The organism is Candidatus Oscillochloris fontis (assembly GCF_004138135.1).
Lineage (GTDB): Bacteria > Chloroflexota > Chloroflexia > Chloroflexales > Chloroflexaceae > Oscillochloris > Oscillochloris fontis.
The window spans coordinates 177,000-194,640 of the sequence record NZ_RYFD01000001.1 but is presented as its reverse complement, the minus strand read 5'-3'; the positions used below and the strand labels follow the sequence as shown (position 1 = coordinate 194,640).

The window sequence follows — 17,641 nt, the reverse complement described above, 5'->3', positions numbered from 1 at the left end:
TGGGCACCCCCGTAGGGGCGCCCCGACAATACATTATTTCCCAATCACATACAGATAGAACATGGCCAACGCGAGCGTACCGGCAAAGACGTAGGCCACATAGTCCTGCGCCCGTCCCGTCTGGATCTTGCGCGTCTGGCGACCAGCCGCGTTGGTGCCATCAGCAATTGCATCGGGGCCATCATTGAGCAGCGTGTCGTCTACGATGAAGTTGACCCGACTAATGAAGAGGGTCAGATGGCCAACGCCATTGACAATCCCATCCAGAACCACGCGGTCGAGGAACGACCAGAGCAGCGCCAAGAGAGCGGTCAGCCGCCCCACGGTGGCATTGTAGAACTCATCAACCCGGTACTTCTCGTTGAGCATCGCGAAGATGGTGGGAACACGCGCATCGAGCGGATCGGTATCCTGAGCCTTCGCAAAGGCGCTGCGGTAGGAGAACCAGCCCACCGCGATCCCCAGCGAAGCGATCAGCAGCGAGAGGCCCGCCACCATCCAGTTGATACCCACACCCTCCTGGCCCCAGATGTGGCTCAACCAGTGGCCACCGGGCATGCTGAAGGGCAAGTTGAAGGCGCCAGCCGTCACGGCGAAGCTGGCCAACACCACCAACGCGGCGGTCATGGTCGGCGACTCGTGCCAGTGGATGTGGCCGTGGTCATCGTCATGGTGCTCGGCATGGCCGTGGCCGTGGTGTTGCGCCTGATGCTCCGGGTTGACGAAGACCACCGGGTGTTCACCCCGGAACTCACCGAAGAAGACCAGCCGCCACTGGCGGGTCATGTAGAAGGCGGTCAGAAAGGCAGCCACGGTCAGCACCGCATAGACAACCGGGTGACCGTGATCCATCGCGTGGGCCAGGATCTCGTCCTTGCTCCAGAAACCCGCAAAGGGCACAATCCCGGCCAGAGCCAAATAGCCCATCGTATAAGTCCAGAAGGTCCAGGGCAACTTGGTGCGCAGGCCACCCATGTTGCGAATATCCTGCGCCGTCTGCTGGGCCGCATACTCATCGTGGTGGTGCAACTTCTCAATCGCCGGGGTCGCCTCCATCGCGTGGATGACCGCACCCGAACCGAGGAAGAGCAGCGCCTTGAAGAAGGCGTGGGTGAGCAGATGGAACATCCCGGCTACCCATCCGCCGATACCAATCGCCGCGACCATAAAGCCGAGCTGGCTGAGCGTACTGTAGGCCAGAATGCGCTTGATGTCGTACTGCGCAACTGCAATCGTGGCCGCGAAGAGGGCCGTGAAGGCGCCAATAATCGCCACCACCTGCAACGCCATGCCGCCATCGGCCTCGAAGATCGGGAAGGTACGCGCCACCAAAAAGACACCCGCCGAGACCATGGTGGCGGCGTGGATGAGCGCCGAGACCGGGGTGGGGCCTTCCATCGCGTCGGGCAACCAGACATGCAGCGGGAACTGCGCCGACTTGCCAACCGTCCCAGCGAAGATGAGCAGCGAAATCAGCGTGGCGTGGGTCAAGCCCATGAAGCCGGTTTCGGTGCCGATTCGGTGTAGGAACTCCGGGTTGAAGATCTCGCCCACGGCGGTGCCGAAGGCCAGACTCCCCGCCTGGGTCCACAGATAGACCAGACCGAGCAGCATCAGCACATCACCAATGCGGGTGGTGATGAACGCCTTGATCGCGGCACGGTAGGCTTGGGGCCGCTCATAGAGGAAGCCGATCAGGAGGTATGAGCAGAGACCCATGATCTCCCAGGCCATAAAGAAGAGCAGCAGATTATCGGAGAGCACCATCAGCAACATCGCCGAAGCGAAGAGCGAGATGAAGCTGAAGAAGCGGCTCTGGCGCGCATTGGCCGCCATATAGCCAATCGAGAAGAGATGAATACAGGTGGCGGTAATCGTCACCATCGCCAACATCACCGCCACGGGGGTATCCACATAGATCCCCATGGCAAAGTTGGTCGAACCGGCTGGTGCCCAGGCAAAACGCTGCACCACCACCGGCGCGGGGAAGGTGAAGGCTGCCCCATGCTCCGCCGCCGCCTCGCCGTGGGACTCAGTCGTCGCCGCCGCCTCGCCGTGGGACTCCTCGGTCGCCACCGCCTCACCATGAGCCTCGGTCGTCGTCGTCGCCTCACCGTGGGACTCAGCGGGGTTGGCGCTCACCACAGCGACGAGCAACCCCAGTGCCATCACCACTGAGAGGCCCATCAACCCGGTAGCCGTCCAGCCACTCGCCAACTTGTTGCGGCGCAGCGGCGTGAAGGTGATCAGCGCGAAGCCGAGCAGCGGCAGCGCCGGAATCAGCCATGCGTACTGCAAAAAGAAGGACATCGTTAACCCTTCAGGCTATCCACACTATCAGCGTTGATCGTATTCCAGCTACGGTAGATGGTAATAATCATCGCCAGACCAACCGCAGCCTCGGCAGCCGCCACCGTAATCACAAAGATGACAAAGGTCGGCCCAGTGATGAAACGTGGCTCCAGGTAGCGCCAGAAGGCCACCAGATTAATATTAACCGAGTTGAGCATCAGTTCGATCCCCATCAGCACACCGATCAAGTTACGGCGTGAGAGGGCACCGAAGAGGCCAATGCAGAACAGGGCGGCGGCCACCACTAACACCGCCTCCAGCGGAATCGCACGGGTCATCGCAGGTCACCTCCGGTGAGGCTGTGGAGGGTATCCCCCCACAGATCGTTCCGACGCAGACAGGCCACGTCCACACAATTGGGATCAATCAACAGAATCAGCCGCCGCAACCGCACTATGCTCGCTCGCCTGCTGGCGCTTGCGCAATTCCAACTCTTCAGCCAAAGTCAAGACACGGCGACGACGCGAGCGTTCCTCAAAGGCAATCACAATCGCCCCAATCAACGCCACCGTCAAGAGCACACCTGCAATCTCAAAATGGAGCACAAACTCACTCACAAACCCGCGCCCCAACTCCTCAACCCCAGAGAGCACCTCCGGCGCTCCAGCGGGGCCAGTCGGCTGGGGCAAGTTCCAGATCGTCCCGGCCAGCGTTGGCACCAGTACCGCCCCAAAGAGGCCAAGCGCAATCAGTCCGCTCGTCCACCAATACGTGGTAAAGAGGCGGTCACCCTCATTGGAGCGCGTCAGCATGATAGCAAAGAGGATCAAGATCGAGATTGCCCCGACATAGACGAGCACCTGAACGACAGCGATGAACTCGGCTTCCATCAGCAGGTAGAGGGCCGCGACCCCAAAGAAGGAGGCGATCAGCCAAAGCGCCGAATGGATGACGTTGCGCATCGTCACCACCATCATTGCCGCGCCGATCACCAGCGCCGAAATCAGCCCAAAGATGATTTGTATCAGCAGATCCATCAGTTCCCCACCGGTTGTCGGGGCATAGTGATAGGGTAGGCGCAACACGCCGACCCTATCGCTACGCATTTAGGCCACATTGGTCAGGCGCTCCAGCACCTCATCATCAAGACGGGCACGCTCATCCTGGGACTGCGAGTAGACCCGCACCAGGAAGAAGTAGGCAACCAGATTCATCACCAGGGTGATCACGAAGGCCACAGCCCAGCGCATCAGCGGCGCCCAGCCCTCCACAAAGGCGAGGCCATCAGCAGCGCCCCACTTGGTCAGACCAACCCAGATCGCCGCGCTCACCACATTCACCAGGGTCAACGGAATGAGGAGCTTCCAGCCGAAGTCCATCAGTTGGTCAATCCGCAGACGCGCATACGCACCACGCACCCAGACCATCACAAAGAAGAAGAAGTAGGTCTTGGCGAGGAAGTAGAAGACCCCTAACACCCCCGCGAGCACATTGAAGAGGCCATTACCAGCCGGGTTGGCGGGCGTGATCGCCTGGGCATAGAGCCAACCCACGCCCGGCCCCTGCCAGCCACCAAAGAAGATGATCGCGGTGATGGCACACAGCAGGAAGTTGAGCACATACTGTGCTAGGTAGAAGAGACCGAACTTCATGCCGCTATACTCGGTCATATAGCCCGCGACAATCTCCGAATCGGCTTCGGGGATGTCGAAGGGAGTACGCTCACCTTCAGCGAGAGCGGCGATGAAGAAAGCGATGAAGGCCAGGAAACCCACCGGAGTAAAGACAAACCAGCCCAGACCGAAATCAGGAATACCGGGAACATCGGAGCTACTGATGAAGAGGCCCGACTGGAAAGTGATCAGATCCACAATCGAGAGGCTGCCGGTCACCAGCACAATCGCCAGCAGACTCAGCACCGCCGGGATCTCATAACTGACCATCTGGGCCACGGCACGCATGGCACCCAGGAGGGCGAACTTATTGTTACTCGCCCAGCCGGAGGCCATCAGGCCCACCGCACTGACCGACGAGATCGCAAAGAAGAAGAGCAGGCCGATATTCATATCGAACGGCACCATGCCCGGCCCCCAGGGCAGTACCGCAAACATAAACATCGTCGGCGCGACCACAATACCGGGGCCGATCAGGTGAACCCACTTATCAGCCGCATCGGGCACGATGTCCTCTTTCGTGAACATCTTCACGCCATCGGCAACCGGCTGGAAGATTCCCTCAGGGCCGACGCGGTTGGGGCCAACGCGATCTTGCATGCGCGCAATCGCCCGACGCTCAAAATAGGTCAGGAAGAGCATCTGGAACGGGACGATCATGAAAAGGATCGTGGCGATGAGCAGGTAGGCGATCAACGAGATGGCCCAACCCGGCCAGCCCAGGCCAAAGACGGTGTTGATCAGGTGATTGATAACATCGTGCATAGCGAGTCTTTACCTCGGCAGCGTGAGGAGAGTGCCTCTCGAAACCAGATAGACAGATGAAAACTACTCAGACTTCTTCTTCGCCGCGTTCGCAGCGCGGATGGCCGCCAGCTTGGCCGCCTTCTCGTCCAACGGTGCCGCCGGAGCCTCGGCTGCTGCCTTCGCCGCGTTCGCAGCGCGGATGGCCGCCAGCTTGGCCGCCTTCTCGTCCAACGGTGCAGCGGGCACCTCAGCAGCGGGGGACTCGGCTGCCTTCTTGGCCGCGTTAGCCGCCTTGATTGCCGCGAGCTTCGCCGCCTTGGCATCGGCAGGACTCAACTCAGCCGCCGGTGCCGGAGCCTCAGCCGCCGGTTCCGCGCCACCCGCCTTGGCGGCGCGCATCGCCGCGAGCTTGGCCGCCTTCTCTTCCGGCGAGAGCTTACCGGCAGGAGCCGCCGGAGCCGCAGCGACGGGGGCAGGCGGTGACGCCGCCGCTTCAGCCGCAAGCTGACGCCGCCGCGCCGCGATCTTCTCGCTCAGGTGGCCCGCAATCCCGATCACATCGGGGCGGCGCTTGATGCTGCCCTGAAGCTTCTTCATCGCCCCCTCTTTTACCTCATCCCAGAGATCGGGCGCAATCGAGGTGTAATAGGAGACCGGGCGATTGAGATCGGCCTTGCGCTGCATCAGCCCCATACGGTTATCGGTGGACAACTCATAGAAGTGATCCATCTTGATCGCATCAAACGGGCACGCCTCAGCACAGAGGCCACAACTCATACAGGCATCATATTCAATAATAAACTCAAGCGAGGCTGGTACCATTTTACCAGTATTGGGGTCTTTGGCCTGAGTGATATGAATCACCTCTGGAGGGCACGCACGTGCACACTGGTAACAGGCGGTACACAATTCCTGGCCAGTCTCATCATCATAGAGCAAGACCGGCATATTGCGATACGCCTGGGGCAGTTTCATACGCTCGTCGGGGTATTCAATCGTGAACGTGCCGTGGATCTGCGAGAAGTTGTCGTTCTTACGGAACGAGCCAACCCAATGATCCCAGACCACCTTCAAGCCCTGAAGGAGACCTTGTCCGGCGCGCAGCGTACCCCTGCGCCGATCCATCACGATAATGTTGCCACGCTGAATATCCATCTTGACCTTTACCGTGGAGGAACCTGGCTTCAGATCCGCCCCAACTAACGATCAACCTCACCCATGACGATATCAATACTCCCCAGAATGACCACCACATCGGCGACCTTATAGCCACGGCACATATCGCCGAGCGGGGTCAGATTGATGAAGGAGGGAGCGCGAACCTTATAGCGATAGGGCTTGAGACTGCCATCGCTGACCAGATAGAAGCCCAATTCACCCTTGGGGGTCTCGACCCGTGCATAGACATCACCCGCCGGGGGGCGCACATTTTGGCGCGCCTTGGGGTTAATGTGGCCACCCTGGGCATCGGGCAGTTGCGCAATCACCTGTTCAATAATCCGCTTGCTCTGGCGCATCTCTTCGATCCGCACCAGAATACGGTCATAGACATCACCGACGGCTCCGACGGGCACATCAAAATCGAAGCGGTCGTAGATACTATAGGGTTCCGCCCTGCGGATATCGTAGGGCACCCCAGAGGCACGCAGCATCGGCCCGGTGACGCTATAGGAGATCGCGACCTCCTTGGGCAGCACACCGATATTCTCCGAGCGCTGGAGCAGGATCTCATTCTCGCGCAGCAAGCGCTCCATCTCGTCCACAAAGGCCGGCATGGCGATGAGCAGATCCTTGAGGCGGGGCATAAAATCGGGCGGCAGATCGCGGGCCACGCCACCAAAGCGGAAGTAGTTGCACATCAGGCGCGCCCCGGAAGCGGACTCGAAGAGATCGAGGATCTTTTCGCGTTCGCGCATCCCGAAGGCCAACTGAGTCTGCCAGGCACCCATGTCGTTGATCAAGAAACCGAGCGCCCCGGCATGGTTGAGGATACGGGTCAGTTCAACCATGAGCACGCGCAGATACTCAGCGCGTTCGGGCACCTCAATCCCGACCAACTTCTCGACCGCCAACGCATAGGCATGGTTATTCGCCATCGAATTAAAGTAATCGAGGCGGTCGGTATAGGGCATATTCTGGAGGTAGGTATTCACCTCGGCGATCTGTTCGTGGTTACGGTGCAGGTAGCCGAACACCGGCTTCAGGTCGGTGATCGTCTCGCCATCCACCGTCACGATCATGCGGAACACGCCGTGGGTGGAGGGGTGCTGCGGCCCGATATTAATCTGGAGCTCTTCGGTCTTCAGCATAATGAATACAACATTCAGAATTCAACATGCCCAACGGGCGGCGAAGCGCCCAGCATGACATATTGGGCTGGCTATTCTTCTGCACCGATATACTTATCACCCTGCTTCGGAAAGTCCTTGCGCATCGGAAAGCCCTCGAACTCGTCCCACATATAGATGCGCCGCAGGAAGGGATGGCCAGTAAAGACAACACCATAGAGGTCATAGGCTTCACGCTCATGGAAATTGGCCCCCGGCCAATGGGGCGTGAGCGAGGCCAACTCCGGGTTCTCGCGGGGGAGACGTACTTTAAGTGCGAGGGACGGGCCACCATCGAGGTGGTAGAAACGGTAGACCACCTCCAGCAGATTATCGGTGAGGTAATCCACCACAGCAATATCGGAGAGGTAGGTATAGCCAACCTGATCGCGCAGATAGAGCGCGGCATCGAGGAGGCGGGTTGGCTCAACCAGCACATCCGTGGTCACAAACGGCCCCTTAGAACCGTGGGCAGGCGGCACAATCTGGAGCGGCGCGGCCTCAAGGACGGCCCCTGGCAGATCGCGGCCCAAGCGGGTGCGCAGTTCTTCAGCACTAAGCAGTGGCATCAGGCACCTCACTGCGCTTCAGGTCATTAGCAACAATCTCAGGAGCGACCCCACGCGCCTTGAGCGCGTTTTCGAGTTCAACCGTGGGGTCCATAATCGGGAAGCGGCGCGTAATCTCTGGATGCTCAAGCATCCCGGTCTTATGCTCTCCGCGATCTGGCGAGGTATAGGGGCTGACGAGAGGCAAACCGCCCACCGGGTCAACCAGTTTACCATCAATCTCCAAACCCTTAGCACCAAACTCAGGAATAGGGAAATCCTGCATCTGCGGGCGATCCCCACCACCATACCAGCGCACCTTGCCAAGCTTCTGGTTATCAATCTGCTCTTGGAGCGTGATCAGGGCGTGGAGGAGTGCCTCTGGGCGGGGCGGGCAACCGGGGATATAGACATCCACGGGAATGAAGAGGTCAACCCCGCGCACCACATTATAGCCATCGCGGAAGGGGCCACCCGACGTTGCGCAGGCACCCATGGAGAGCACATAGCGCGGCTCAGCCATCTGGTTATAGAGGCGCACCACCTGGGGCAACATCTTCTTGGTGACAGTCCCGGCGACAATCATGAGGTCGGCCTGACGGGGTGAAGCGCGGAAGAGTTCGGCCCCAAAGCGCGCCACATCATAGCGGCTGAGGCCGAAGGCCATCATCTCGATGGCACAGCAGGCCAAACCGAACGACATCGGCCAGACCGACGAGCGCCGCCCCCAATTGTAGAAGCGGTTGACCGTCGACATGAAGACGCCCTGCTTCTCAAGATCTAGCTGGATTTTGTTCGTGTCAGTCATAGTGCTCGCAGATCGCAGGTTCTGAATCGCCACATTTGCGCAGGGCTAGACCCACTCCAATGCACCCTTACGCCACTCATAAATCAAGCCCGCAAAGAGCATGGCCAGGAAGACCGCCGCAGCGGTGAAGCCATACAGCCCAACCTTGTGGAATGCCACGGCCCAAGGATAGAGGAAGACCACCTCAACATCGAAGATCACGAAGGCCAGGGCGTAGAGGTAGTACTGCACCTTGAACTGCACCCGGATGTCGCCAATCGCTTCCAGACCACACTCGTAGGTGGAAAGCTTGAGCGGAGCCGGTCGTTTGGGCCGCAACAAGAAGGCAAGCAGTAGAGGGATGACCGGAAAGCTCAGAGCAGCAACAAAGAATACCCCAATAAAGGCATAGTTCGCGAGCATCGCGGCGAACCTCCGTGGTCTATACGATACCTGTTTGAGTATGAAGTAGTATAGCACAGGCCGGGATGTGACGCAAAACGAGGCTTTTTCCAGGTTTCGCACTGTAATGCTGTGCAGAGGTAGTGCGTGCGGTGCATCACAATGAGATTTTGTACCACTTTAATGGTTATTTGTTAACCAAAAAATTAGGAATTAGGCCAACATCAATTTGATCTCAACCCGCCCAACCCGGATCACATCAGCATCTTGGACTTCGGTGAGTTCGCGCACCTCAAAGCCGTTGAGGTAGGTACCGTTGGTACTGTGGAGATCTTCGAGCATCCAGCCGCTCTCTTGGAGACTAAGGCGGGCATGTTCGGCGGAGAGGAAGGTGTCGTTAAGGGCCACCTCGGCTTCGGTACTGCGCCCGATGATCGTGACTGGGGCGAGGGCGAAGATCTTGCCCACGGGGATACCGGTTTGGCCGGAACTGACCACCACCAACTGGCCGAAGGGGTTGGCGACTTGGGGTGTAAGCGGCGCTCCGCTCCGCAGGTCGCGGGCAACCACGCGGAGTACCTGCCAAAGGAAGAAATAGAGCAGGAAGACGACGCTGACGCGCAGCAGGAGCAGTATGACTCCGATAGAGAGGTTGGCGATATCAAACATATGATTCTTGATTGGTAGTGAGTGGTGTTGGAGATCTGCCAACCTCACGCATCACGAAATGTCAACTCCAAGCCACCAAGAGAGACCACATCACCATCACGCAGGGCGGTTTCGGTAATCCGGGCACCATTGACGAAGGTGCCGTTGGTCGTATTCAAGTCGGTGATCCAGAAGCGGCGCGCCTTGTAGCGGAGTTGGGCGTGGTGGCGTGAGACGCGGGTATCTTCGAGAATAATATCATTGCCCAGGCCACGCCCGACGGTTGCGGTGGTGGTTTCGAGCGGGATTGGCTGCGGGCCAGCGCTGGTCTGGAGGAGGAGCAGCGCGTGTCCGCGCCGTGCCGGGGCCGCTTGGACGGCGGTGGCCGACATGACCTGGGTGCTTGAGGATGCTTGGGCATTGGCCAATTCGGCCACTACCTGGATACTGCGGCGCGGCACAGCGGCCTCTTCGGCCAGCGCTACCCGTGGATGCTCAAGCATCGTAAAACCGCGTTCCGCCGCCAGATCACTCAGGTAGGTCGCCATCTCTTGTTCAAGCTGGGTGCGTACCGGCTGGAAGGCGACAAAATCTTGCGGGTTGAGGTAGGCGCGGTAGAAACTGGGCACAATGATGCGCTTGACACTAATTGACTGCTGACTCTCCATCGCTCGTTCGAGGCGGCGGGCAATCTCGACCGGTTGCACGGGACTACGGAAGAGGCGCGCCACCGACCCCTCAACCATCTGTTCCATCAGTTGCTCAAAGCGGCTCAGTGCAGACATAGGATGCTGGCCTCCTAACTTTTTACCGCCACCTTGGGTTGCACCGCCTCACCGAGGTAGACCGGCTCAAGGGCAACGAGGTCATCATACGTCTGGTTCTGGTAGCGCTGCCAGGCCAATTCGGCGAGAAAGCCGGGGCGGCGCAGGGTTGCGGCGGGGGTGGGAAAGAGGGCGCGTTCTTCACCCAGATGGGTTTGGATCTGGGTACAGACCTGATCGTCAAGGTCGCCGCAGAAGAGGGCTCGTTCATCAATCTCGGCGCAGAGTTCGGCCAGGGTGATGTTGCGATCTGGCGTCTGGCGCTCGATCCAATCGGTGAAGCGGAAGGTTGCGCTGGCAAAGCGCTCGCGGCCCAGGCGAATGAGCGGGTAGATGGGCAGCCCCCGGCGCTGTTGTTGGTAGGCGAGGGCTTCGAGGCTACTGATGCCGATCAACGGTAGATCGGCGGCCAACGCCAGCCCCTTGGCAACACTCAGGCCGACCCGCAGGCCACTCCAACTGCCGGGGCCAAGCGCAACCGCCACCGCGCCCAGATCGGCTGGGGTGGCCCCAACATGACGTAGCAGAAGATCGAGTTGGGGCAGAAGTTGGGCAGTATGGTTACGCCCAGAGTGCCACGCCGCTTCAGCCAGCAGATCGCCGTGCTGGCAGAGGGCCAGCCCGGTAATGGTCGTAGCGGTATCAATCGCAACAAGGATCATAGAATGCGTGCCTTTACCCAAAGGTCATATCCTTAAAGCGGTCAAGCAGCGCCACATAGCGCGGGCCGTGGGGGGCCAAGCGCAGGCGGCGTTTGGTCTCGCTGAGGTGCTGCATATGGATGGCCAGATGTTCGGCGGGGAGGAGCGCCCCGGCGCGTTCCGGCCACTCGATCAAACAGACGCCATCACCAGCCCAGAGTTCATCAAGGCCAATCGTGGTGAGTTCCCCCGCCTCGGCGATCCGATAGAGATCGGCGTGGTAGATCGGCATGGTGCGGCGAGCCGATCCGGCGTGGTACTCGTTGATGAGCACAAAGCTGGGGCTGGTGACCAGATCCGGCGATTCGAGACCACGCGCCACCCCCTTGACCAGATGGGTCTTGCCGACGCCAAAATCGCCGATCAGCAGGATCAGATCGCCGGGCTGAAACTGCTCACCGAGGCGCTGGCCAATACGCTCCGTTTGGGCGGGGCTATGGCTAATAAAATCGAGTTCGTGGGCCGCTTGGGTCGCGGGCAACTTGCGCTCGCTCATAGGATACAGATCTCCTCCTGTGGCCTATTGTAGCACGGGCGGACGGGATCGGCATCCCGTAGGGGCGAAGCGTCGCCCTTCATGAAACCAGGGAAACCTGCACTACACTGACGGGCGATGCTTCGCCCCTACTTGCGCTGCTGTCCTGGCAGTTGGGGCAGTAGCGCGGTGAGCAGCGCAGTCGCAATAATCGCTTGGGTCATCCCGGCGATGCTGTCGGGGGTGCGCTGGGCGAGTGGGACGAGCATCGGGATGAGCCAACTGAGGATGAGTGGGTACCAGGGCCAGCGCGGATTCCAGCGGATGACGACCATGGCGAGCGCACTGGCGCTATAGACAACCGAGAGTGGGTAGATCAGGGTGTTGAAGAGTAGCGCGAGGCCAAACATATCGCCACGCCCATGGCGGTACCAGAAGAAGACCGCGAGTGCGCCCAGGATCATGCCGAAGGGCGGAAAGAGCAGCGGGCGATTGGGTAAGAACTGGTCGTAGTTCATGAGGCCACCGAGCCACTGCACGTAGATCTGCGGCCCAGCCAGCAGCGCCGTCCCACCCCACAACACGAGGTTGATCAGCGTGAAGGCGAGGGGCAGACGCCAGCGGCGCTGCCAGAGCGCTTCGAGCAGCAGCCAGGCGATGGGCACGATCCCAATCTGCGGTTTAAGCAGCGCCAGCGCGAGTAAGAACGCCGCACGCACATCCTGGCGTTCGTGGGCAGCACGTTCGCCCCAGAGTAGCGCCACGAGTGCGAGCAGCGTCGTCTGACCGATCCAAAGCCCCTGGGCCAAGGGCAGCCAGAGCAAGAGCCAGGGCAACCCGGTACGTAAGCTCGTCTGGCGAGTCCAACGTTCAAAGGGGATGATCGAGGCCAAAAGCAATATGGCGCTACTCAGCGGCCAGGGGAGCAGCGCCAGGGGTGTAAAGAGAAACAGGGTTGGTGGTGGGTAGGCGTACCACCCCGCATTCACCATACGGCCCGGAAAGACCGGGTGGGGGTAACTGGCATACGGGTTGGCCCCCTCTAGCCAGAGTTGGATACCGACCATCAATGAACGCCAGTCAGCGAAGATCTGTTCCACAGTGGATGTCCTCTGTACCCCTAGCTTCCCGGAAGCTTACAGCTTCCGGGAAGCTGTAGAAGCTCATACGGCCAGGGCATGTGCAAAGTCCTTGGGGCTGCGCCCCAAGCCCCATTTTTTGTGGTGTTTTGGCGGCTGCGCCGCCAAAACACCACAAAAAATTTCTGCGGGGGCGGCTGCGCCGCCCCCGCACCTCCACCGGAGGTGACTTTGCACATGCCCTGCTCATACGGCAAATTACGGTTGCACCCTACAGCTATACTGTACGATGATTAACCTAGATAGTGCAAACCAACCAAGACCAAGGGGAAGAGTATGCGCGTTCTGCTCGATCAGAAGTCATACGAAGAGATGCTCGCTCGTGATCTTCATCCACGCGACTGCTATGTACGGGGTACCGAATATCTGCACCATCTCTACATTGATGGAGTCAAGTATACCGTAGCGCGGGCGGTCTATGCTTGTTTGAAGGAGGCGCAGGCGCGCAGCGACACCGATGCGCTCTTGCACCTGACAATGCATGTGCAGGACGTTGAGAAGCTGATTCAGGAGGCGCGTAGCCGGGGTGAGAATATTGCTGCGCTCCAAGCAATAGGCGACCCTCCACCCACCGAAGACGAAGCACGCCCGCAACTGCGGAACAGCTTCACGCCCCCGCAACCGCAAACCATCGAAGATACGGGGATGAACCGCACCTTCCTCACCGAACACTTCCTGCGTATTCTCTACAACAAGGGGCGCTTAACGGGGAGCCAAATCGCCGAAGAGATGTGCCTCTTCTATGCGATTATCGAGCAGGTGATTATTGACCTGCGCAATATTGAGCAGATTGATATTATTGGTCAGCGCGGGTTTGGCGACATCAACTATGAGTATGTACTGACCCCACGCGGCATGGAGGCGGCCCAAGCAGCGCTGGGCAAGACCCAGTATGCCGGGCCATGCCCGGTGACGCTCGACCGCTGGGTCGAGTCGGTGAAGACCCAGACGGTAAAGAATGTGAAGGTGACGCGCAAGAACATCCGCGACGCCTTTGAGGGGCTGGTGATTGACGAATCGATCCTGAACATGGTCGGCCCGGCGGTCAACTCCGGCTCCTCGATGATGCTCTTCGGCTACCCTGGGAATGGCAAGACGACGATTGCTGAACGCATCACCCACCTGATGGGCGATGACATCTTCATCCCCTACACGGTCTACGCGGATGGCGCGGTGATCAAGATGTACGATGCGATTGTGCATGAGCCGCCGCGCAATGCCTGGGCGGAAGATGCCGATTATGATCGGCGCTGGGCACGGGTGAGCCGCCCGGTGGTGGTGGTGGGTGGTGAGTTGACGCTGGAGCAACTCAATCTGATCTTCAATGAGACCTCGAAGATCTATGAGGCACCCTTCCAGATGAAGGCCAACTGTGGCATCTTCCTGATTGATGACTTTGGACGCCAACAGGTGCGCGTCTTCGACCTGCTCAACCGCTGGATCGTGCCGCTGGAGAAGCGCTACGACTACCTGAACACGGTGACGGGTCAGAAGATGCAGATCCCCTTTGATCAGCTCATTATGTTCAGTACAAACCTTGATCCCAAGGATTTGGGCGATGACGCACTGCTACGGCGTATCAAGTTCAAGTTCGAGATCATTGACCCGACCGAGCGCCAGTACCGTGAGATCTGGAAGATCATGTGTAAGGTGCGCAAAGTTCCCTATGAAGAGCGCGGGGTAGACTACCTGATCAACAAGTGGTACAAGCCCGATGAGCGTCCCTTCCGCATGTGCCAGCCGCGTGACATCCTCGATCAGATGATCTCGATTGCCAAATACAACATGGAGACGCCGACGATGAATGCGGATCTGCTGGATGCGGCGTGTCTGACCTACTTCCCCAGCAAGGACAAGAAGAACTTCGGGGCCAAGGTGCGGTTGGATATGTAGTAGTGTTTGGTTGTTTTGTGGCCGCTTCGTGGCCACAAAACAACCAAATAGATCTTTGGCGACAATAGAGATCTGATCGTTCTAACAATCATAGGGTTCGACAAGCCCCTTGCTTTAAGCTATAATTCCCCGACGCTATTATTTCTGGGGACATGTGCGCGATTTTGGGCTTGGGAACCACCTACAGCAGCGTCTGTGCGTGGTGTTGCCTTGATCTCCCCTCAAGGTGGCACCGCGCTTGCGTATGCGTTATGGAAGGAAACGAAAAAGATGACAGGGGTGCTGACGCTCTATCGTTCGTCAATTGGGAAAAAGGTCATCATGGCCGTCACCGGGATCGTCCTGGTGAGTTTCTTGGTGATCCACATGTATGGCAACACCAAGATGTTCTACGGTGCAGAAGCCTTCAACGCCTACGCTGCCGGGCTGCGTGAACTGGGGCACCCCGTGTTGGGGCATGAGCATCTACTGTGGGTAATGCGAGTCGTGCTACTCGGTTCCGTTGTGGGCCACATCTGGTCGGCCATGGCCCTGACCGGGCAGAGCCAGAAGAGCGCCTATGCCAACGGTGTTGGTTCGATGAAGCGCTACGCCCAGAAGCAGCGCCGCACCGGTTATGCGGCCTATACGATGCGCTATGGTGGGATCGTAATCTTCCTCTTCATCGTCTACCACCTGTTGCACTTCACCTTTGGGATGGTTGGGTATGGGCCGGGGCGCGAGTATATTGCCGAGAAGCATGGCGAGTTTAATGCCTACAGCAATGTGGTATTGGGCTTCCAGGTCTGGCCGGTCTCGTTCTTCTACATTCTGGCCATGGGCTTTTTGGGCTTCCACCTCTTCCATGGCATCTGGAGCGCCTTCCAGACCCTGGGGCTGAATAACGAGAAGTATACTGGCATGTGGCGTGGGGTGGCGATTGTGGTGACGGCGATCATCATTCTGCCCAATATGTTCTTCCCGATTGCGGTCATGACCGGGATCGTTGGTCTGTAAGCGGTTAGTCGCATTTCACACCACGTCAACTCTGCGTAGGAGCGTAAGTGTACACACTTCTCCTAGCATCCCGATTTTGACGCAAAGACGCCAAGGCGCAAAGATTTCAATAGAGGCTTCAATCAAAACCTTTGCGTCTTTGCGCCTTGGCGTCAACACAAGGCTTCTGTTCTCCCAAGTGTGAACAGTTACGTAGGAGCTAGATGACATGAGTGATTCAAAGACGGTACCGGGGCGCATCCTGGATGGGAAGGTGCCAAGCGGGCCGATTGAGCAGCGCTGGGATACGCATCGCTTCGATATGAAGCTGGTCAATCCGGCCAACCGGCGGCGCTATACGGTGATCGTGGTTGGGTCGGGGTTGGCCGGTGGGGCCGCCGCAGCGACTCTGGGTGAGTTGGGGTACAACGTCAAGTGTTTCTTCTACCAGGATAGCGCCCGGCGTGCGCATAGCATCGCCGCTCAGGGTGGTATCAATGCGGCGAAGAACTACCGCAATGATGGCGATAGCATCTTTCGCCTCTTCTACGATACGGTCAAGGGCGGCGACTTCCGCGCCCGTGAGAGTAATGTTCACCGCTTGGCCCAGGTCTCGGTGAATATCATTGACCAGTGTGTGGCCCAGGGCGTGCCCTTTGCGCGTGAGTATGGTGGTTACCTGGATAACCGCTCCTTCGGTGGGGCGCAGGTGAGCCGCACCTTCTATGCACGTGGACAGACGGGCCAGCAGTTGCTGATCGGGGCGTACCAAGCGCTCTCGCGTCAGGTGGCGGCGGGGACAGTGAAACTCTTCCCGCGCACCGAGATGCTCGATCTGGTGGTGGTGGGTGATCGCGCACGCGGTATCATCACCCGCGACATGGTAACGGGTAAGGTGGAGCGCCACGTTGCCGATGCGGTGGTGTTGGCCACCGGCGGGTATGGTAACGTCTTCTACCTGAGCACGAACGCCAAGGGCTGTAATACTACCGCGATTTGGCGCGCACACCGCCGGGGTGCCTTCCTCGCCAACCCCTGTTATACCCAGATCCACCCCACATGCATCCCGGTGACGGGCGATCATCAGAGCAAGTTGACCCTGATGAGTGAGTCGCTGCGGAACGACGGGCGCATCTGGGTGCCGAAGAAGAAGGGTGATACGCGCACGCCGCAGAATATTCCTGAGGCTGAGCGCGACTACTACCTGGAAAATCGCTACCCCAGCTTCGGCAATCTCGTCCCGCGTGACGTGGCCTCGCGGAATGCCAAGCAGGTCTGCGATGAGGGCCGGGGCGTCGGGCCGGGGGGCTTGGGGGTCTACCTAGATTTCTCGGATGCAATTAAGCGCCTGGGTAAGAAGGTGATTGCCGAGCGCTATGGCAATCTCTTCGACATGTACAAGCAGATTACGGGCGAAGATCCGTATGAAGTGCCGATGCGCATCTATCCGGCCATCCACTACACCATGGGTGGCTTGTGGGTAGACTACAACTTGGAGAGCAACATCCCCGGCCTCTTTGTGGCTGGTGAGGCCAACTTCTCCGATCACGGGGCCAACCGGCTGGGGGCTTCGGCGCTGATGCAGGGGTTGGCTGATGGCTACTTCGTGCTGCCCTACACGCTGAGCAACTTCCTGGCCCAGATCAAGCCCGATGGTATGGGTACCGACCGGCCTGAGTTTGCCCAGGCGGAGGCAGAAGTGACCGGGCGGGTGAAGAAGTTCCTGAGCCTGAATGGCAAGCGCACCGTCGACTCGTTCCACCGCGAGTTGGGCAAGTTGCTATGGGACGAGTGTGGCATGGCGCGCAATGATGCCGGGCTGCGCAGGGCGCTGGCGCGTATCCCTGCGCTGCGCGAAGAGTTCTGGCAGAACGTGAAGGTGCTAGGAGCCAACGAGGAGATGAATCAGTCGTTGGAGAAGGCCGGGCGGGTCGCCGACTTTTTCGAGTTGGCGGAACTCCTCTGCATTGACGCCCTGAACCGTACCGAATCGTGTGGGGGCCACTTCCGCGAGGAGAGCCAGACCGAAGAGGGCGAGGCGAAGCGTGATGATGCGAACTTCTCGTATGTGGCCGCGTGGGGCTATACGGGCAACCTGGCCAAGCCGGAGTTGAACAAAGAGCCACTCACCTTCGAGTACGTCCACCCAAGCCAGCGCAGTTATAAGTAATGTTTGGGGCATGATCCCGGTGGCGCACCGGGATCATGCC

At 59.1% G+C, this 17,641-nt stretch carries 17 protein-coding genes; 3 read left to right on the top strand and 14 right to left on the bottom strand.

The features are described from left to right. Positions 1–33: 33 nt before the first annotated feature. The 14 genes from nuoL to EKD03_RS00725 all read right to left on the bottom strand — a co-directional run bounded on the left by nuoL (position 34) and on the right by EKD03_RS00725 (position 12,524). A complete protein-coding gene (gene nuoL, locus EKD03_RS00790; protein ID WP_129626290.1) occupies positions 34–2,310 on the bottom strand; it encodes an NADH-quinone oxidoreductase subunit L in 2,277 nt (758 codons plus the stop codon). A gap of 2 nt (positions 2,311–2,312) precedes the next feature. Next, positions 2,313–2,630 (bottom strand): NADH-quinone oxidoreductase subunit NuoK, encoded by a 318-nt coding sequence (nuoK, locus tag EKD03_RS00785; protein WP_129626288.1) that lies wholly within the window; start codon positions 2,628–2,630, stop codon positions 2,313–2,315. A gap of 84 nt (positions 2,631–2,714) precedes the next feature. Then, entirely contained in the window at positions 2,715–3,398 is a 684-nt protein-coding gene (locus EKD03_RS00780) for an NADH-quinone oxidoreductase subunit J family protein (protein WP_238613256.1), read from the bottom strand. After that, positions 3,399–4,730: an NADH-quinone oxidoreductase subunit NuoH gene (gene nuoH / locus EKD03_RS00775; protein WP_129626286.1), complete on the bottom strand. Its 1,332-nt coding sequence runs from the start codon at positions 4,728–4,730 to the stop codon at positions 3,399–3,401. Between the two features lie 63 nt (positions 4,731–4,793). After that, positions 4,794–5,867 (bottom strand): 4Fe-4S binding protein, encoded by a 1,074-nt coding sequence (locus tag EKD03_RS00770; protein ID WP_129626283.1) that lies wholly within the window; start codon positions 5,865–5,867, stop codon positions 4,794–4,796. Positions 5,868–5,911: 44 nt separating this feature from the next. Next, the gene (locus EKD03_RS00765; protein WP_129626281.1) at positions 5,912–7,021 is read right to left on the bottom strand and encodes an NADH-quinone oxidoreductase subunit D; all 1,110 of its coding nucleotides are present in this window, start codon (positions 7,019–7,021) and stop codon (positions 5,912–5,914) included. A 71-nt stretch (positions 7,022–7,092) separates the two neighbouring features. Then, on the bottom strand, positions 7,093–7,608 hold the full coding sequence (locus tag EKD03_RS00760; RefSeq protein ID WP_129626279.1) for an NADH-quinone oxidoreductase subunit C: 516 nt from the start codon (positions 7,606–7,608) through the stop codon (positions 7,093–7,095). Continuing rightward, entirely contained in the window at positions 7,595–8,395 is an 801-nt protein-coding gene (locus EKD03_RS00755; protein WP_129626277.1) for an NADH-quinone oxidoreductase subunit B, read from the bottom strand. Before EKD03_RS00755 ends, EKD03_RS00760 begins: the two co-directional genes overlap by 14 nt. A gap of 45 nt (positions 8,396–8,440) precedes the next feature. After that, positions 8,441–8,797 (bottom strand): NADH-quinone oxidoreductase subunit A, encoded by a 357-nt coding sequence (locus EKD03_RS00750; protein WP_129626275.1) that lies wholly within the window; start codon positions 8,795–8,797, stop codon positions 8,441–8,443. A 192-nt stretch (positions 8,798–8,989) separates the two neighbouring features. Beyond that, complete coding sequence (locus tag EKD03_RS00745; protein ID WP_129626273.1) at positions 8,990–9,445, bottom strand: FHA domain-containing protein; 456 nt, start codon at positions 9,443–9,445, stop codon at positions 8,990–8,992. A 44-nt stretch (positions 9,446–9,489) separates the two neighbouring features. After that, positions 9,490–10,209: an FhaA domain-containing protein gene (locus EKD03_RS00740; protein ID WP_129626271.1), complete on the bottom strand. Its 720-nt coding sequence runs from the start codon at positions 10,207–10,209 to the stop codon at positions 9,490–9,492. A gap of 14 nt (positions 10,210–10,223) precedes the next feature. Further along, positions 10,224–10,910, bottom strand: coding sequence for a tRNA (adenosine(37)-N6)-threonylcarbamoyltransferase complex dimerization subunit type 1 TsaB (tsaB, locus tag EKD03_RS00735; protein WP_129626269.1), 687 nt, complete (start codon positions 10,908–10,910; stop codon positions 10,224–10,226). A gap of 13 nt (positions 10,911–10,923) precedes the next feature. Further along, positions 10,924–11,445, bottom strand: coding sequence for a tRNA (adenosine(37)-N6)-threonylcarbamoyltransferase complex ATPase subunit type 1 TsaE (tsaE, locus tag EKD03_RS00730; RefSeq protein ID WP_129626267.1), 522 nt, complete (start codon positions 11,443–11,445; stop codon positions 10,924–10,926). Between the two features lie 128 nt (positions 11,446–11,573). Next, a complete protein-coding gene (locus EKD03_RS00725) occupies positions 11,574–12,524 on the bottom strand; it encodes a glycosyltransferase 87 family protein (RefSeq protein WP_129626265.1) in 951 nt (316 codons plus the stop codon). Between the two features lie 315 nt (positions 12,525–12,839). Between EKD03_RS00725 and EKD03_RS00720 the strand changes: the two genes are divergently transcribed. The 3 genes from EKD03_RS00720 to EKD03_RS00710 all read left to right on the top strand — a co-directional run bounded on the left by EKD03_RS00720 (position 12,840) and on the right by EKD03_RS00710 (position 17,601). Further along, positions 12,840–14,456 carry an ATP-binding protein gene (locus EKD03_RS00720; RefSeq protein WP_129626263.1) on the top strand — a complete coding sequence of 539 codons (1,617 nt, stop codon included), beginning with the start codon at positions 12,840–12,842 and terminating at the stop codon, positions 14,454–14,456. Between the two features lie 270 nt (positions 14,457–14,726). Next, on the top strand, positions 14,727–15,452 hold the full coding sequence (locus tag EKD03_RS00715) for a succinate dehydrogenase cytochrome b subunit (RefSeq protein ID WP_129626262.1): 726 nt from the start codon (positions 14,727–14,729) through the stop codon (positions 15,450–15,452). Between the two features lie 208 nt (positions 15,453–15,660). Beyond that, on the top strand, positions 15,661–17,601 hold the full coding sequence (locus tag EKD03_RS00710) for a fumarate reductase/succinate dehydrogenase flavoprotein subunit (protein ID WP_129626261.1): 1,941 nt from the start codon (positions 15,661–15,663) through the stop codon (positions 17,599–17,601). The last annotated feature ends 40 nt before the right edge of the window (positions 17,602–17,641 follow it).

Excerpts from the sequence above, each read along its gene's own strand:
- EKD03_RS00715 (WP_129626262.1), top strand. The coding sequence starts at position 14,727 with ATGACAGGGGTGCTGACGCTCTATCGTTCGTCAATTGGGAAAAAGGTC.
- EKD03_RS00750 (WP_129626275.1), bottom strand. The coding sequence starts at position 8,797 with ATGCTCGCGAACTATGCCTTTATTGGGGTATTCTTTGTTGCTGCTCTG.
- EKD03_RS00765 (WP_129626281.1), bottom strand. The coding sequence starts at position 7,021 with ATGCTGAAGACCGAAGAGCTCCAGATTAATATCGGGCCGCAGCACCCC.
- EKD03_RS00720 (WP_129626263.1), top strand. The coding sequence starts at position 12,840 with ATGCGCGTTCTGCTCGATCAGAAGTCATACGAAGAGATGCTCGCTCGT.
- EKD03_RS00740 (WP_129626271.1), bottom strand. The coding sequence starts at position 10,209 with ATGTCTGCACTGAGCCGCTTTGAGCAACTGATGGAACAGATGGTTGAG.
- nuoK (WP_129626288.1), bottom strand. The coding sequence starts at position 2,630 with ATGACCCGTGCGATTCCGCTGGAGGCGGTGTTAGTGGTGGCCGCCGCC.
- tsaE (WP_129626267.1), bottom strand. The coding sequence starts at position 11,445 with ATGAGCGAGCGCAAGTTGCCCGCGACCCAAGCGGCCCACGAACTCGAT.
- nuoL (WP_129626290.1), bottom strand. The coding sequence starts at position 2,310 with ATGTCCTTCTTTTTGCAGTACGCATGGCTGATTCCGGCGCTGCCGCTG.
- EKD03_RS00770 (WP_129626283.1), bottom strand. The coding sequence starts at position 5,867 with ATGGATATTCAGCGTGGCAACATTATCGTGATGGATCGGCGCAGGGGT.
- EKD03_RS00710 (WP_129626261.1), top strand. The coding sequence starts at position 15,661 with ATGAGTGATTCAAAGACGGTACCGGGGCGCATCCTGGATGGGAAGGTG.
- EKD03_RS00780 (WP_238613256.1), bottom strand. The coding sequence starts at position 3,398 with ATGCGTAGCGATAGGGTCGGCGTGTTGCGCCTACCCTATCACTATGCC.
- EKD03_RS00745 (WP_129626273.1), bottom strand. The coding sequence starts at position 9,445 with ATGTTTGATATCGCCAACCTCTCTATCGGAGTCATACTGCTCCTGCTG.
- nuoH (WP_129626286.1), bottom strand. The coding sequence starts at position 4,730 with ATGCACGATGTTATCAATCACCTGATCAACACCGTCTTTGGCCTGGGC.
- EKD03_RS00755 (WP_129626277.1), bottom strand. The coding sequence starts at position 8,395 with ATGACTGACACGAACAAAATCCAGCTAGATCTTGAGAAGCAGGGCGTC.
- tsaB (WP_129626269.1), bottom strand. The coding sequence starts at position 10,910 with ATGATCCTTGTTGCGATTGATACCGCTACGACCATTACCGGGCTGGCC.
- EKD03_RS00760 (WP_129626279.1), bottom strand. The coding sequence starts at position 7,608 with ATGCCACTGCTTAGTGCTGAAGAACTGCGCACCCGCTTGGGCCGCGAT.